The sequence below is a fragment of the Bacillus sp. RO1 genome (assembly GCF_012524115.1).
Taxonomy (GTDB): domain Bacteria; phylum Bacillota; class Bacilli; order Bacillales; family Bacillaceae_I; genus Sutcliffiella_A.
The window spans coordinates 21,300-36,806 of record NZ_JAAZWB010000090.1 but is presented as its reverse complement, the minus strand read 5'-3'; the positions used below and the strand labels follow the sequence as shown (position 1 = coordinate 36,806).

General features: G+C 41.4%; 14 protein-coding genes. 10 read left to right on the top strand and 4 right to left on the bottom strand.

Features of this window, described 5'->3' with window-relative positions; genetic code table 11:
• Positions 1-8 precede the first annotated feature (8 nt).
• From HC179_RS19790 to HC179_RS19760, 7 genes are all read left to right on the top strand, one after another.
• Complete coding sequence (locus HC179_RS19790; protein ID WP_231687692.1) at positions 9-902, top strand: carbohydrate ABC transporter permease; 894 nt, start codon at positions 9-11, stop codon at positions 900-902.
• 9 nt (positions 903-911) lie between these two features.
• Positions 912-2,021 carry an ABC transporter ATP-binding protein gene (locus HC179_RS19785; RefSeq protein WP_168865919.1) on the top strand — a complete coding sequence of 370 codons (1,110 nt, stop codon included), beginning with the start codon at positions 912-914 and terminating at the stop codon, positions 2,019-2,021.
• A 42-nt stretch (positions 2,022-2,063) separates the two neighbouring features.
• Positions 2,064-2,738 (top strand): hypothetical protein, encoded by a 675-nt coding sequence (locus HC179_RS19780; protein WP_168865918.1) that lies wholly within the window; start codon positions 2,064-2,066, stop codon positions 2,736-2,738.
• 9 nt (positions 2,739-2,747) lie between these two features.
• The gene (locus HC179_RS19775; RefSeq protein ID WP_168865917.1) at positions 2,748-3,908 is read left to right on the top strand and encodes an exo-beta-N-acetylmuramidase NamZ family protein; all 1,161 of its coding nucleotides are present in this window, start codon (positions 2,748-2,750) and stop codon (positions 3,906-3,908) included.
• A gap of 16 nt (positions 3,909-3,924) precedes the next feature.
• Positions 3,925-5,529 carry a glycoside hydrolase family 3 protein gene (locus tag HC179_RS19770; RefSeq protein ID WP_240948596.1) on the top strand — a complete coding sequence of 535 codons (1,605 nt, stop codon included), beginning with the start codon at positions 3,925-3,927 and terminating at the stop codon, positions 5,527-5,529.
• A gap of 2 nt (positions 5,530-5,531) precedes the next feature.
• Positions 5,532-6,713 carry an anhydro-N-acetylmuramic acid kinase AnmK gene (anmK, locus tag HC179_RS19765; RefSeq protein ID WP_168865916.1) on the top strand — a complete coding sequence of 394 codons (1,182 nt, stop codon included), beginning with the start codon at positions 5,532-5,534 and terminating at the stop codon, positions 6,711-6,713.
• A gap of 296 nt (positions 6,714-7,009) precedes the next feature.
• On the top strand, positions 7,010-8,173 hold the full coding sequence (locus tag HC179_RS19760) for a cyanophycinase (RefSeq protein ID WP_168865915.1): 1,164 nt from the start codon (positions 7,010-7,012) through the stop codon (positions 8,171-8,173).
• 205 nt (positions 8,174-8,378) lie between these two features.
• On the opposite strand, the gene HC179_RS19755 is transcribed toward HC179_RS19760, so the two are convergent.
• The 4 genes from HC179_RS19755 to HC179_RS19740 all read right to left on the bottom strand — a co-directional run bounded on the left by HC179_RS19755 (position 8,379) and on the right by HC179_RS19740 (position 12,857).
• Entirely contained in the window at positions 8,379-9,722 is a 1,344-nt protein-coding gene (locus HC179_RS19755) for a (Fe-S)-binding protein (RefSeq protein WP_168865914.1), read from the bottom strand.
• Entirely contained in the window at positions 9,719-11,131 is a 1,413-nt protein-coding gene (gene glcD / locus HC179_RS19750) for a glycolate oxidase subunit GlcD (protein ID WP_168865913.1), read from the bottom strand. Before glcD ends, HC179_RS19755 begins: the two co-directional genes overlap by 4 nt.
• Positions 11,132-11,227: 96 nt before the next feature.
• On the bottom strand, positions 11,228-12,346 hold the full coding sequence (locus tag HC179_RS19745) for a CdaR family transcriptional regulator (protein ID WP_168865912.1): 1,119 nt from the start codon (positions 12,344-12,346) through the stop codon (positions 11,228-11,230).
• A gap of 88 nt (positions 12,347-12,434) precedes the next feature.
• The gene (locus HC179_RS19740; RefSeq protein ID WP_168865911.1) at positions 12,435-12,857 is read right to left on the bottom strand and encodes a pyridoxamine 5'-phosphate oxidase family protein; all 423 of its coding nucleotides are present in this window, start codon (positions 12,855-12,857) and stop codon (positions 12,435-12,437) included.
• Positions 12,858-13,425: 568 nt separating this feature from the next.
• Here HC179_RS19740 and HC179_RS19735 point away from each other — a divergent pair.
• The 3 genes from HC179_RS19735 (at position 13,426) to HC179_RS19725 (ending at position 15,496) form a co-directional block, all read left to right on the top strand.
• Entirely contained in the window at positions 13,426-14,034 is a 609-nt protein-coding gene (locus tag HC179_RS19735) for a YczE/YyaS/YitT family protein (RefSeq protein ID WP_168865910.1), read from the top strand.
• A 122-nt stretch (positions 14,035-14,156) separates the two neighbouring features.
• Complete coding sequence (locus HC179_RS19730) at positions 14,157-14,966, top strand: YfkD famly protein (protein WP_168865909.1); 810 nt, start codon at positions 14,157-14,159, stop codon at positions 14,964-14,966.
• Between the two features lie 206 nt (positions 14,967-15,172).
• Positions 15,173-15,496 (top strand): hypothetical protein, encoded by a 324-nt coding sequence (locus HC179_RS19725; RefSeq protein WP_168865908.1) that lies wholly within the window; start codon positions 15,173-15,175, stop codon positions 15,494-15,496.
• The last annotated feature ends 11 nt before the right edge of the window (positions 15,497-15,507 follow it).

Below are 15,507 nucleotides of genomic sequence, written 5' to 3'. Positions count from 1 at the left end.
AGCATCTTTTGGAAACGACAACGGTAAGCAATCAACATTATGCGGAAATCGCTTTGAAAAAAGAAAAAGCAAGAAACCGAAAAAAGAAGATTTATAGTGTAATCAGTTATAGCATCCTTATTTTATGGGTTATTATCACGATCATTCCCTTATACTGGATGTTAATTTCCTCCTTCCGGGATACTACTGTCAGTGTATCGTTTAAACCTGAATGGTTCCCTTCTGAGGTGACACTTGCGACATATGTTCGATTTTTGACAGAAACGGATGCATTACGTTGGTTATTCAATAGTATTTTCGTATCTTCCGTGTTAACGATAACCAATGTTATTTTCTCTTCTCTCGCAGGATATGCATTTGCAAAACTGCGATTCCCGGGAAGAAACACTATTTTCTGGTTACTACTTGGTACAATGATGATTCCAGCACAGGTTACATTGATTCCTGTTTATATCATGATTGTAAACGTATTCGGGCTAGTAGATACATATTTAGCCATTATGCTCCCGATGTTTACAGTTGTGGGCAACATCTTTTTGATGAAACAATACATGTCTACACTTCCTACCACACTCATTCAAGCAGCCCGTATTGATGGGTGCAGTGAGATTGGCATATTCAGAAAGATTATCTTACCGATATCCAAGCCCGGTGTGGCTGTGTTAGCAATCTTCACGTTTGTATCTACTTGGAATGAATTCTTTTGGCCGTTCCTTGTTACGCAATCGAGTTCTATGAGAACCATACAAGTTGGATTGGCGAGCTTTAAATTCCAAGATGCAACAGACTATGGAGCAATGATGGCAGGTTCCATGCTAGCCGCATTGCCAATGTTCATATTGTTCTTTGCATTACAGCGTTATTTCCTACAAGGTATTACAATAGGTGCAGTGAAAGGATAGGTGGAAGAAATGGCAAGTATCATTATGGAAAACATCACAAAAACCTTCGTGGACGAAAAGCGTGGCGGAACCTTCACTGCTGTTAATGATGCCAGCTTTGAAATAAAAGATAAAGAGTTTCTTGTATTTGTAGGACCTTCAGGTTGTGGAAAGACGACTTCCCTCCGAATGATTGCAGGTCTAGAAAGACAAACTTCAGGAAACATTTACATTGGAGATAAAGTAGTAAACAATATGCACCCAAAAGATAGAGATATTGCGATGGTGTTCCAGGATTATGCGCTATACCCGCATATGACCATTGAACAGAACCTTGAATTTGGATTGAAAAACATGAAGGTATCTAAAGAAGAAATTAAAAAGAAGGTTCAATATGCTTCAAGAATTCTTGGACTGGATGAGATGCTTGATAGAAAACCAAAAGAATTGAGTGGAGGACAACGACAACGTGTGGCTGTAGGCAGAGCCATCGTTCGCGACCCGAAAGTCTTCCTTTTTGATGAACCTTTATCTAACTTGGATGCCAAGTTACGAGTGCAAATGCGAATCGAATTGGCAGAATTGCATCAAAGATTAGGCGCGACAATCGTATATGTAACGCATGATCAGGTGGAAGCAATGACACTTGGAGAACGAATTGTTGTCATGAATAAAGGGGAAGTCCAACAGATAGCATCACCAAGAGAGTTATACCGCAACCCTGCAAACATGTTTGTTGCGGGATTCATCGGATCTCCACCAATGAACTTTTTTGATGGAGTACTTGAAACCGCATCTACCTTAAAAATTGGTGATATTACCTTCACTATTCCAGAAGGTCTTGTTAAACAATATTCTGATTATGTTGGGAAGAAAGTAGTCCTTGGTTTACGTCCGGAAGATATTTATGACGAAGAGTTTGCGTTTACGGTTCCAACTAATAATAAAGCAGCCATAAAGGTTAAGGCGATGGAACATCTAGGTGGAGAAAACCTTGTCTACTTCTCCATTGGAGAACGAATGATTACCGCGAAAGTAAATGGAGAAAGTTTCGTTCGTCCAGGGGAAGCTAAAAATTATGTATTTAACCTGGATAAAATGCATCTTTTTGATCCAACAACAGAGAAAAGAATATTTTAATAGATTTTACAACAAAGAAAAGAGTTTAAAGGAGAGAGTGCAATGGATGGATTAACACAAATTATAAGAGTCACAGGGAGAGAATATTACAAGCATATAGTTTCTATGGTCATGATCAGCCTTATAATGGTGACGGTACTTAGTCCATCCTTCTTTCTTATTAAACTACCATTTTCTATTGTGTACGTCATGATCGTTATGGGACCACTGTTTGTAGGGGCGGCCTGGGCAGTTCAACAGCTATTACTTGATAGAAGCACATCTGTGATCAAGAGTTTTTTTCAGGGAGTAAAGAAATACTTCCTTCCGAGTATCGGATATAGCTTGTTTTTATCCTTTTTTGTCATCATCATTGCAGCTTCATGGTGGCATTATAACCAAGTGGGCGGAACCTTTGCCTTTGCATTGGCGTGCTTTCAGACTTATTTCTGCGGCATGGTTTTCTTAAGTCAGATCTATACGGTTCCTTTATTGGTGAAATTTGAGTATTCATTAAAGGATAGTATCTTCACCAGTGTGAAGCTTTTGGTGAAGAATCCTTTGTACACCATTCTATCGTTCTTTCAAATCTTATCGGTCTTTGCTTTATTGTTATTAACCGTCGTCGGACTTTTTCTGATTTTCCCAGCTCTTGCGACACTTTTTAATAACATCGTGACAAGTTCCGTCATTGCTACAGAAGAAAACATTGATAGTTGGGAAGCGGCAAATATTTAGGAGGGGAACATGGCCAAAGTATTATATGGAATTGACAGTTTTGTAGAAGAAAATTCAGGTGCTTGGAGAGGGAAAAGAATTGCTCTTGTAACAAATCAAACAGGGATTACTTCTGATTTCCGCTCTACTATCGATGTGTTGAAAGAGATGGAAGGAGTATCCCTTCATAAACTATTTGCGTGTGAACATGGAGTAAGAGGAGATGTTCAGGCAGGTGTGCATATAGAAGATTTTATAGATGAAAAGACAGCATTGCCTGTTTTTAGCTTATATGGCCCATCCAAAAAGGTATCTACAGAGTTGTTGGAAGATGTAGATGCCATTTTTTTTGATATTCAAGATGTTGGCGTAAGATTTTATACATACTTGGCTACCGTTAAGTACATCATGGAGGCTTGTCATAAGACTGGGCGGGCATTTGTGGTCTTGGACCGTCCAAATCCGATTGCGCCGCTCATATCAGGAAATATCCTAGAGTCGGACTTTGTATCCTTTGTCGGTCCTCATTCCTTGCCGTTTTGTCTTGGTTTGACGATAGGGGAATATGCAAGGCTCATACAAAAGGAGTTATACCCGGATGTTGAGTTGCATGTGTATGAGGTGAAGAATTGGGATCGAAGCATGTGGGGCGATCAATGGGAGCAGCAATGGATCCCGCCATCTCCAAATATTCCGCACTTCTCCACCACGTTGGCCTATCCCATTACATGCTTTATCGAAGGGACGAACCTTTCAGAAGGAAGAGGAACGACCAAACCTTTTGAGTGGATTGGTGCACCTTGGTTTAAACCGGAAGAGATGATTAAGCATTTTTTAGATAAAAATATTGATGGTGTGGAATTTATACCAACGTATTTTACACCAAACATGAGTAAACACGCTGGCGCGCTATGTAAGGGAGTTCAACTCTTGATTACGGAACGGGACTCCTTACAAGTTTCCCAAATAGCATTTGAATTCTTGCATTCTATCTTTTCCGTTCATGAAGAGGCAGAGTGGTTAGAACCTTTTAAAGAAGGCATGCATCCTTTTGCGGACCTATTGTGGGGAACGGAAAAAGTCCGAACGGGAATCGACGCCCGTTTGCCGTATGCAGCAGTAGCAGAAAGCTGGGAAGAAGGATTAGAAGACTGGAAGAAACGAATAGATTCCATATTACTTTATAAATGATAAAGGAGGACTTGGAATGAAAACAATTCACGAGATGACATTGCGGGAAAAAGTAGGTCAATTGTTTGTTGCGGGCTTTCACGGAACTTCACCTTCTGAAGAGATAGTGAAATTAATAAAAGACTATCATATTAGCGGAGTTATTTATTTTGCTCGAAATGTGGCTGAGCCTGAACAGGTTCATGCTCTTTCAAAAGGATTGCAGAAAGTTGCAAAGGATTGTGGACGCACTCCTCTGTTCATTTCCATTGATCAGGAGGGAGGAATGGTTGCGCGTATAACAGAGGGTGTTACGTTAAGCCCCGGGAACATGGCATTAGGCGCAGGAAGTGATGAAGAAGTCGTGTACCAGCTAGGAAAAGTAGTAGGGACGGAACTCCGCTTGCTGGGGATAAACATGAATTATGCGCCATGCATCGATGTGAACAACAGCCCATTGAATCCTGTCATCGGGGTCCGTTCTTATGGTGAGAGTGCAGAATTTGTTGCAAAGATGGGCGTTCAAGCGGTAAAAGGATTGCAGGATGCCAATGTATCAGCTGTTGTAAAACACTTCCCTGGACACGGGGATACGAATGTGGATTCCCATTTGGACCTTCCAGTGGTCAATCATGACATAAAGAGATTGAAAGAATTAGAATTGGTACCGTTTTATGAAGCCTTTAAGCATAGGGTTGATGCTGTCATGGTCGCGCACGTGGCATTCCCTTCTATAGATAGAGAGAAAGTTCCTTCCACTCTATCGCGTAAGGTTGTAACGGGATTATTACGTGGAGAAATGGGTTATGAAGGTGTGGTAATGACAGATTGTATGGAAATGAATGCCATTATAGATTATTACGGTATAGAAGAAGCTGCTATCCTGGCAGTCGAAGCAGGTATCGATCAAGTCCTGATCAGTCATACATTTGAGCGGCAAACAAGAGCTATTGAAGCGGTTATAAAAGCAGTGGAATCTGGCCGGATTTCCTTGCAGCATATTGACGCCGCGGTGGAGAGGGTTCTTAATCTTAAGGAAATACGCAAGCTTCAGGAAGACATTCCTGAATGGACGGAGATTAGCAGTGAAATTGGATCTAGTAAACATATAGAAGTGGCGCAAAAGGCTAGTGAAGCAAGTATCACACTGGTGAGAGAAAGTGATGGACTACTTCCACTTCAATCTGAAGAAAAGATTCTCCTTATATCTGTAGATCCCTATGTCACTTCAGGAGCAGATGAAACCTTATATTCACAGGTCACGATTGGTAGCTGCTTAGAGGAAAAGTTACCAAATTTAACAGAAGTCATCATTTCTGTCACACCTGAGGAAAAAGAGGTGGAAAAGTTAGTCTTTGCAGCTTCCAATGTGGATAAAATATTTGTGGCAACCTACCAGGCCATCCAGCATGATTCTCAGGCAAAGCTTGTCCAAAGTCTTGTAAAGGAATTTGGGGAAAAGGTAGGAGTCATCGCTTTAAGGAGTCCGTATGATGTGCAAAAATTCCCAGAGGTATCCACTTATATTCTTACGTATGAAAGCAGAAAGCTTGCTCTTCAGTCTGTAGGCAAATTCCTACTGGGAGAGAAAGAAGCAAAAGGGAAGCTGCCTATCACCCTTGAAGCAGCACAGGTAAATTAACCATGCTTCACAAATTACTAAACGTTACAAGTAAACCAGAACGGATTGGAATGGGCATTATGTCTGGAACGTCTGTAGATGGTGTCGATGTTGCTATTGTATCGGTAAAAGGTAGCGGTGAAGAGCTTAGTTATAAACAACTTGCCTTTGATACAGTGGATATCCCTCAAGATTTGAAAAAGAAGATATTTAAGCAGTTTAGCCCTGCTGAGAGCTCTGTGGATAAGCTATGCAGTCTTAATTTTGAACTGGGGCAGCTTTTTTCCACATCTGCCCGTACAGTTGTGGAAAAGGCAGGCTTTAGCATAGAGGATATTGACTTTATTGGATCTCATGGTCAAACGATTTACCATATACCTGTGGATCGGCATGATGTGGGATTAGTCAAATCGACCCTGCAGATAGGTGAAGCGTCTGTTCTGGCAGAGATGTTCCAATGTCCTGTCGTTTCTGATTTCAGGGTACGCGATATGGCGGTCGGTGGGGAAGGTGCACCATTGGTTCCATATGTTGATCATTTGCTTTTTCGGTCTGATGCCGAGAATATCGCCTTGCAAAACATCGGAGGAATTGGAAATGTAACCTATTTGCCTAAAGGTGGCTCTGCCTCTGATGTGATTGCATTTGATACGGGGCCGGGTAATATGATTATGGATGAGGTGATGAACATCCTAACTCAGGGGAAATCTCGATTTGATAAAAATGGTGAGATGGCAGGGATGGGGACGGTTCATCATGAGATTTTGAAGGAGCTGATGGCTCACCCTTACTTATCAATACCTGTACCGAAAAGTACCGGAAGAGAATTGTTTGGGGTGGAATATACACGGAATCTAGTCGATCAAATGCTTGGTATGGGACTTACTTCAGAAGACATTTTGGCAACTGTTACGATGTTTACAGCTATGACAATTGTAGATCAACTAAATCGATTCCTGCCAGGTGGTGTAGATACACTTGTGGTGAGTGGTGGAGGTGCTTATAATGCTACCCTTCTCCATAACTTAAAGGAGAAAGGTAATTTTGCTGTGAAGACCCAAGAAGATTTGGGCTTTTCAAGCGACTCCAAAGAGGCTGTAGCTTTTGCTTTATTAGCAAATGAAACGTTGTTCGGTGTGCCAAATAATGTACCAACCGCAACTGGTGCTGCCAAGCAGGTGGTGCTTGGGAAGTTGACGATCTGAATTAGAAAAAGAATATGTAGGTTTAGGCTTTTACAGACTGTAGACAACTCACTAAAGTTATTGAGGTAGTATACAGTCTTTTTTTCACCTATTTACACCCTATACCCGCCATTTACAACCATTAATAACCTTCTTGCTTGCTACCTCCATTTTAAAACTTTGACCAATATTCTTTATGACCCTTCTAATATCTACGTTTGACAACGATTCAATATAAAGACCCTAATCATAAATCAAGTTGGCACACATCTTGCATATAAGTTTTGAAGCACAATATTGTTAAGGGGTGAATGTTCATGATGAAACGTTTATTTGCCAGCTTTGTTGTAATTTCTTTTCTAATTTCTATTTTTACTGTCTATCCGCATTCAGAAAATGTTCAAGCATACTCAGGGAGTGGAAAGGTATTTCTCATAGGGGGAGCCCTGTCTGATAGTAATGCGGAGGTATTTAATGCTTTGAAGACAGCTGCTGGAGGTCAGAATCCTAAAATTGCTGTATTGACTACAGGTGCATACGATCATCAAGCAGCATATGATGCTTTTCATGTAGACATTACAGGGTCTCTATCTTACCAAAACCTTTTCTCAAGTTATGGATTCCAGCCTGTATGGGTGCCAATTTCTATTGATAACTATTCCACTGAAGCATACAAACAGTCAAATATAGATATCATCAATAGTGCACAAGTTGTATTTTTTAATGGTGGAGACCAAAATAGACACGCAACCGCTTTATTAAAAAGCAACGGCTCTGACACCCCACTAATGGAAGCCATCAGAAACAAATATACGAGCGGCGGAGTCATTGCTGGAACTAGTGCTGGGGCTCATGTTCAATCAAATCCCATGTATGGGGGAGGAGTAAGTTACGACTATTTAAAATTGAATGATGCGCTCCCATACTCAGAGACTGGATTTGGTATTCTACCAAACGCTGTGGCAGACACACACTTTGATGCAAGAGGAAGACTGGGAAGAATACTGACGGCTGTGAGAGACTTAAATAAAACATACGGATACGGGGTAGATGAGAATACAGCCCTCTATATAAATGGTAATACTGCAACGGTATATGGTGAAAGAGGAGTATTTATTATCGATGCGTCTCAAGCATCATATATCAGCAGTTCACACTTCAGAGCAGAAGGATTTAAACTACATTATTTAACTTCCGGAGATAGTTTTAATACAAGTACAAAACAAGTTGTTTCCACTAAAAGTTTAATTACCTCCCCTTATTATAGTGGCTATTATGATTCAAGAGATATTTTCGCTGCATATGAGACTACAAAGTCTGTTACAAGACTGGTGGATCAGACTTCTTCTTACAATATTGGCTCAACGAGGGAAAGAAGCCCAAGATTCTCTATAACCTTTAGTAAAAATTCTACTACAAAAGGTTATTATTCTAATCAAAAATATACTGCTGAGAACGTTATAGTAGATGTAACCTGGTAAAAAAGATAGCCTCTCAGGTCCGGGGAAAATGGCCATGAGAGGCAAGTTACCTATCTATTCTATAAATCATAGAAAAATAGCTATTTTGACATTCGTAATCTTTCAATCTTAAACTAGAAACAACAAACCCACATTTCAGCCACCAGCTGAATTGTGGGTTTGTTTAGGGTAAAAAGGAACTCTAGCTACTTTTCCTCATTCCAGTTTAATTTACTTGCTTTCTTGAATTACCCTCCAACCCCTCAAGTAAAAAGTCCGCTATATGAATTGCTCGTAGCACCCCCGTCAATCCTTCTCTTTCAATTCCAAGCTTCATCTGCAGCAGACAACCAGGATTTGCAGTCACAATGGTCGTCGCCTCACTTTCGGCAACTTTCTCCATTTTATGGTCCAATATCTGCATGGACATTTCAGACTCTACAATGTTGTAGATTCCCGCCGAGCCGCAGCAACGGTCAGCATCTTTCATTTCATAAAAGTCTGCACCACCAACTGCCTGCAATAGCATCCTTGGCTGAAGAAAGGTGCTCTGCACATTTCGAAGATGGCAGGAATCCTGATAGGTGACTCGTTGCGGTCGTACCGACAAATTTTTCTCATGAAACTTCAATTCTACTAAAATCGCGGACATGTCTTTAATTTTCTTTTTAAAGGAAAGCGCCCGCTCGCTCCACTCGGGATCGTCTTTTAGCAGATGGTCGTAGTCGACAAGGAAGGCCCCGCAACCACCTGCATTGGTGATGATATAGTCAACATCAAGATCTTCAAATGCAGCAATATTCTGCTTTGCGAGCTCCTTGCCTCTATTCTTCTCCCCGCTATGGCCGTGTAGCGCTCCACAACAATTTTGCGAGGTTGGTATGACGATCTCACAGCCTGCGTGCTGGAGCAGTTTCATTGTGGCATCATTTGTTTTAAGAAACATTGTATCCATCAGGCAACCGGAAAAGAAAGCCACCCGTTTTTTCTGTGTGTCAATTGATGGCAGATGAGATGGGCGATTTTTCATTTCCTTCATGGTGGGAACTTTTGGGAGAACACGCTCCATGCTTGCCATGCTTTCAGATAACAAACTTAGCAATCCTGTATGACGTACCGCGCGTTGAAGTCCTGACCTCTGATAGATTCCGAGAAAGTTTGTCATCATCCTCATGCGGTTCTGGTGTGGAAACAGCCCTTCAAAAACAGTTTTTCGGAGGACACGAACCGGAAGCGAGTGTTTTTTTTTCTGGTTAATGATGTCGCGTGCCTCCTCGAGAAGGTGGCCATATTTTACCCCTGAAGGACACACAGGCTCACAAGCCCTGCACCCTAAACAAAGATCAAGCGTGCGTTCCACATCTTCATCAGGTTCTATCACACCATCCACGACCGCTTTCATTAAAGCAATTCGTCCCCGTGGGGAGTGGGATTCTTTGAAACCTGACTCCACATAGGTCGGGCAGGAAGGAAGGCAGAATCCGCAACGCATACAATTTAGCAATTCATCCTCGTCCATGCGACTTTTAAATTCGGCTTGAATGACTTGTTTTTCTTTTACTGAGGTCATCTGGACACCACCACCCGTTTTCTGGACTCCTTGGCAAAAACCTTGCCTGGATTCATGATGTTATTCGGGTCGAATGCCAGTTTGATAGCCTTCATGGCAGCTACACCTTCCTCGCCGAGCTTCCATTCCAGATAGGGTGCTTTCATCATTCCAACTCCGTGCTCGCCGGTAATGGTTCCCCCAAGTTCAATTGCTTTTGAAAAAATGTCTTCAAATGCCGCTTCGACCCGTTCCATTTCCGCGTGGTCCCGAGCGTCAGTGGCTACTGTAGGGTGGAGGTTACCGTCTCCCGCATGGCCGAATGTACATATCTTGACCTGATGCTTCATGGCAATCTGATTAATTGCTTTTACCATCGTGGCAATTTCCGAGCGAGGGACTGTTGCGTCCTCGAGTATTGTCGTAGGCTTGAGTCTAGCAAGTGCTGAAAGAGCGGAGCGACGCGCGGTTCGTAATGCTTCTGATTCCATCTCCGTTTTAGCAACCTGGACCGAAACAGCCTTCTCTGCCAGACAAATCTCCTGTATTTTTTGCATATCCCTTGCTACTACTTCAAGCGGGCCGTCCTGTTCGATGAGAAGAACAGCCTGCACGTCTGTAGGTAGTCCGATTCTAGCAAATTCCTCGACAACCTCAAGGGTTGGCTGATCCAAAAATTCTAGTGTGGCAGGAATGATCTTATTGGAAATGATAGTGGAAACCGTTTTGGCTGCTGCCTCGATATCTTGATAGAGGGCAAGCATCGTTTGTTTCGTTTCAGGCATGGGCACAAGTTTCAATGTGGCTTCTGTAATAATGCAAAGCGTTCCCTCTGAACCGACAAATAGTCTGGTAAGGTCATAACCTGCAACATCCTTCGCAAGTTTGCCACCTGTCCTGATGACATCCCCATTAGGCATGACAGCCTCCAGTGCAAGAACATAGTCACGCGTCACCCCGTATTTTAATCCGCGTAATCCACCTGAATTCTCGTTAATGTTTCCACCAATCGTGGAAATTTTCATGGAGCTTGGATCTGGCGGATAAAATAACCCTTTCGCTTCAACAGCTTGAATCAAATCAAGGGTTACAAGACCAGGTTGAACGGTGACAGTCAAGTTCTCTTCATCCAACTCAAGCAGCTTGTTCATGTGGGTGAAAAGGAGGACGATACCACCTTCTGTTGGACAGGTTCCTGCACAGAGGTTGGTGCCAGAACCTCTTGGAACAAGCGGAATGCGGTGCTCGTTGCACAGCTTCACAATTTTAGAGACATCTTCAGTGTTGCGGGGAACGATGATAGCATCAGGCATAGCTTGATAGTTTGGTGTGGCATCATAGGAATATACAAGTTTTTCTGAAGGGCTGTCCTGATAGTTATCGGGACCGACAATATTAATAAATTGCTTTTTTAAGCCTTCACTTATCATAAAAAAACCTCCCAGTCTATAAAACATCTTTTCTTTATTTTATAAAAAGGAAGGGAGGTACACTATGTATGTTTATCTAAAATAAAAGCTAGATAACTATTGGTTATTTGTAGAATCATCCAATAGGGTGCACGCTAGGTATAAAGTTGTCAGATCATGAGGCTTTTTGAGTTCCAACCCGGTTAAACTCTCCACTTTACGAAGTCGATAATGAAGCGTATTAATATGAATGTGCATAGATTGGGCCGTGTCTTTCAACGATAGATGGTGGCTAAAATATACCTGGATGGTCTCGAACAAGTCCTTTTCGCACAGGACGGGAGAAAGAAGACGCAGGGCAAACTCTTTCTTCACTTCATTAGGGATTGCTTGCAGAATCATTTCCAGACGGAGGTCTTCTTCAAATGTAATGGGTACGTCAACAGAACAGGCATTTAACGCTCTTTCGGCTTCTGAGTAAGAGTCTTTTAGCGAGGAAGGTCTGCATGCTTTTCCAATCCCCATATAAACAGGTGCACCAATATAGCTTTGGAGTTGAGCTTGGATTTTTTTCAGGAGTTTAAGGAGTGACTCTTTGCTTGGGACGGTATTGCTTGCCAGCAGTAAAATCATTCTATTTTGTCCCCAGTGCACAAGAATATCTTCCTTCTTCCATTCCACATCCAATTCGGAATGATGCCATCTTTTAGCTTTTATTTGGCTTTCATTTGTCTGGAATTCTATCAAAATTACTTGCCGGTTCACTTCCATGTTTACCCCTAGCACTTCTGCACGTTTTGTGATGAATGTAGAAGGTCCGTCCTTTAATAGCCAATCAAACACAAATGTCTCAAGCGATCTTGCTTCCCATTCGAACTGATCTTGATAGTGGTTCTCCTGGATCAGTAGCTCTGTCATTTTCTTGATCAGTTCCCCGTACGGAAGGACTTTTTCTGGCGTTCCTGTAATGCCGATGACGCCAACAACTTTTTGCTGATGGAAGAGGGGTAGGGTGATGCCAGCTTTTACCCCTGATAGAGTGGTCTCATCCTGTTTAGAGATGACACGCATTTGCTTTTCAGAGGCTGCCAGATATGCTCCTTCATGGAAATTTCCTAGTCTATCAGGAGCTGTACTTGCAATGATGATACCTGATGTGTCGACCATAATTAAATCTTCTTCTATAAAATTTTTCACTTCTCGAATGATCTTTTTTGCAAGGGATGTTCGAAGCAAGGTGAGACCTCCTATGGAAAAAGCGGCCTATAAGGAAAGGCCGCTTTCTAGTCATTATATTTAACTTACCATAAGAGCAGGAAGGCTTCTACTGCTGTTCCAACACTTCCGCCTCACTACCAGCCTTTTCATAATAACGAATAACAGAAGGCGTTAGTTTTAATAGCAAATATTCTGGGTCATCTGGGCTCTTAATCCATTCTGATAACTTTTCATCCCAGAATTTCTTTTTCAGCTCCGCACTGTCTTCAAAGCTTGCCTGTGCCTCTATTTCCGCGTATGGTTCCTTACAACTTGTACCTTCCATACCTAAAAGGATATGTACGTGTGGATTGGCTTTAATATCCTCAATTTTGTGAGTATGCTCGTTCGTGGCACAATACAATACCAAATCTTCATTGAAAAATAACATAAAACGGGAATATGGACGGTCTCCTCTAATGGTGGCCAGTGTGCCAATTTTATGATTGCTGAACATGGAAGTGATTTTGTTCTTTAAAACAGTATTCATGGTTAGCCTCTACACCTTTCATTTAAAAAGTACTCACCGTTAATGTGGCATGTTTAGGGAGATTTTAAACACAGATGTTATTTGGGTTATAAGAAGAAGTGCGGGATAAGATAAAAGTTAAAGGTATGGAGGGGACATAGAATGGAGGCATTTCGTTTTGGCACGAACTTACTAATTTTCCGCACGAATTCTCCTATTTTTGGCATCAACTTTGATGATTTTGGCACGAACTTTTGAAATCACACAAAAAACTCTGTGCGGTAGGCTGCACAGAGTCCCAAAGCATATAGGGCTAACTGATCCATTCTAAGTACCAAGGGGTTAAAGCTTTGAAATAAGGAATAAAAAGCTTTATATGTGCACTGTGTAGGTGTAAATCACTCCTTCACTCTAAGGTGACTTCGCTTTATTTCCCTCCTTCGTTTTAAGGTATTGATAGTATATAAGTTGAATGTTGTAAATATTCTGATTTATTTAATATTTTTTTCTTTTTTTTCATATTTTGATGATTCACGCTTACAATGATAAAGTAGGACAAGTGATAGTAAAATGTAGAGGAGTTATCAGATTGGTTATACGAACTTTATTTTATTTAATTGGACTTTTTGTCTTATCCTTTGGGATCAGTTTAACGATAAAATCAGATTTAGGGGCTGGTGCATGGGACGCTCTGAATGTAGGACTTTCTACCACATTTGGGCTGACGGTTGGAAGCTGGGTATTTATTGTCGGGATTATCCTTATAGCAATCAATGCGTGGCTCCATAAAAGTAAACCTGACTATCTAGCGGTCATTACGATTTTTCTTGTCGGCGTTTTTATTGATTTTTGGTTAATACAGGTATTTGGTGCATGGATTCCAGTGGGAATGGTTTTACGTTTTATTGTCCTTTTAGCTGGAATGGTCATCATGGCAGTGGGAATATCTGCATACCTGCAAGCAAAGTTTCCTGTCATTCCAATTGACAACTTGATGCTTGGAATTCAGAATCGTTTCAAAGTCAAGATGATGACTGCCAAAACCATCGGGGAAGTGTTTGCCCTTATTTTTGCTCTTATTTTCAAAGGGCCGATTGGGGTCGGGACGTTTATTATCACGTTTGGAATCGGACCATTGATTCAAATTTTCTACCCTCGTTTGGAAAATCTATATAAAAAGTTAAGACACGAGAGCTGAAGTTAGCTTTTGTGTTTTTTTTTTTTGGTAAAAAGTTTCACCTTTCATGGATAATCTTAAATCGCTTCGAAAAAGATAACAGTACATAGATTTCAAGACAATTGAAAGGAGTAATACACATCATGCGCATACTTCAAATTGTTATGGCGACCTTTATTGCATTTGGATTCACACTAAGTAGTGTCCAAGCCGAAGAAACAAAGGTAAAAGCTGATAATAAAAAACTGGAGGTACCGAATTCCGTTCTGGATATTTCGAAGGATAATACTTATCCGAACCCGTCTCAGGACGTACCTTACCTGCAACCTAGTGAGCTATCTCAAGAACTGATTGATTCCTCCAATGTGAAAATTGAAAATCCGAAGCTAATCAAGATTCTAAATGAGTCTAACATCTCCCCTTCACCAGTGGCTATCGGATATCGTGCCACCATTTACCTGGGACAGTGGCCGCTTTCTTACGAATCTACGGAAACGAGTGTAAACTGGGAATATCAAAAAATAAATACGAACTACACGGATAACCGCGGTGGAAAAGCCCCTCAACAGCTTCACTATCGTCAGGAAGCACAAAAAAGTGTCAAAGGTGGACTGACTTCAAAAGTGGAGGCAGCTGATGATGTAAAAGAAATGATGATGTTAAAAGCGATGGATAAAACGAAGCTCCCATTATCCTTCCAAACAATTGTAGGCGCAGGAACGAAAAAGGATCAGGTATATAACATTCCTGTGAAAAAAATAGGCTATCTGTACGCGTACTCCCCTGCTGTCAGTGAGAAAGGGAAAATTACGTATGGGGAAGTGTACCTTGTGTTAAAAGGGAAAGAGATGAAAATTGTTGTCAAGAATGTCACTTCACAAGGGATCGGGGCGTGGATTCCGGTTCAGGACCATGTGAGCTTCATTTTTGCAGCTTCCGATCGCCCGAGATAGTACTTTTACGTTATGCCAGCCTATACCGGGCTGGTTTTTTGTTCGAAGTTGTGCTTATTTTACCAGTTTCAACTCTCTTCAAAGCTGGGTAATAAAGGTTACAGAACTTCCACTGCCTTGTCGAACGAAAAGCCAACCACAGACCGAAACTTTTTCCGCCTTCAAGCGTCTTAAAAAGTGAGAATAAAAAGGAGGTCATCAACAAGATGATGCACCTGGTATTATTGGTCTTAGGTTTAACTGTTTTGTTAGTTATTGTTCGGGCAATGGTCACAGTTGAATTGAGGCAAGAGCCATCTTATATAGAAAATGAAGATAAACATCATGCCATTTTACTGCTTTGGGGTATAGGGATCATTTTCCTGCTTTTATTCATCCCATATCAAGCATGGCAATTGGCAGGAAGCTCGCGCGGATGGGACGGAGCGTTAATCTTGGGTTCAAGCTTGATGGGAAGTGTGATGATCAGTTTAGGATTCTATTGCGCCTTAAAGGGTAGAAGACTTAAAGCGAGAGTTCCAACAACTTAAATTTTTAGCAC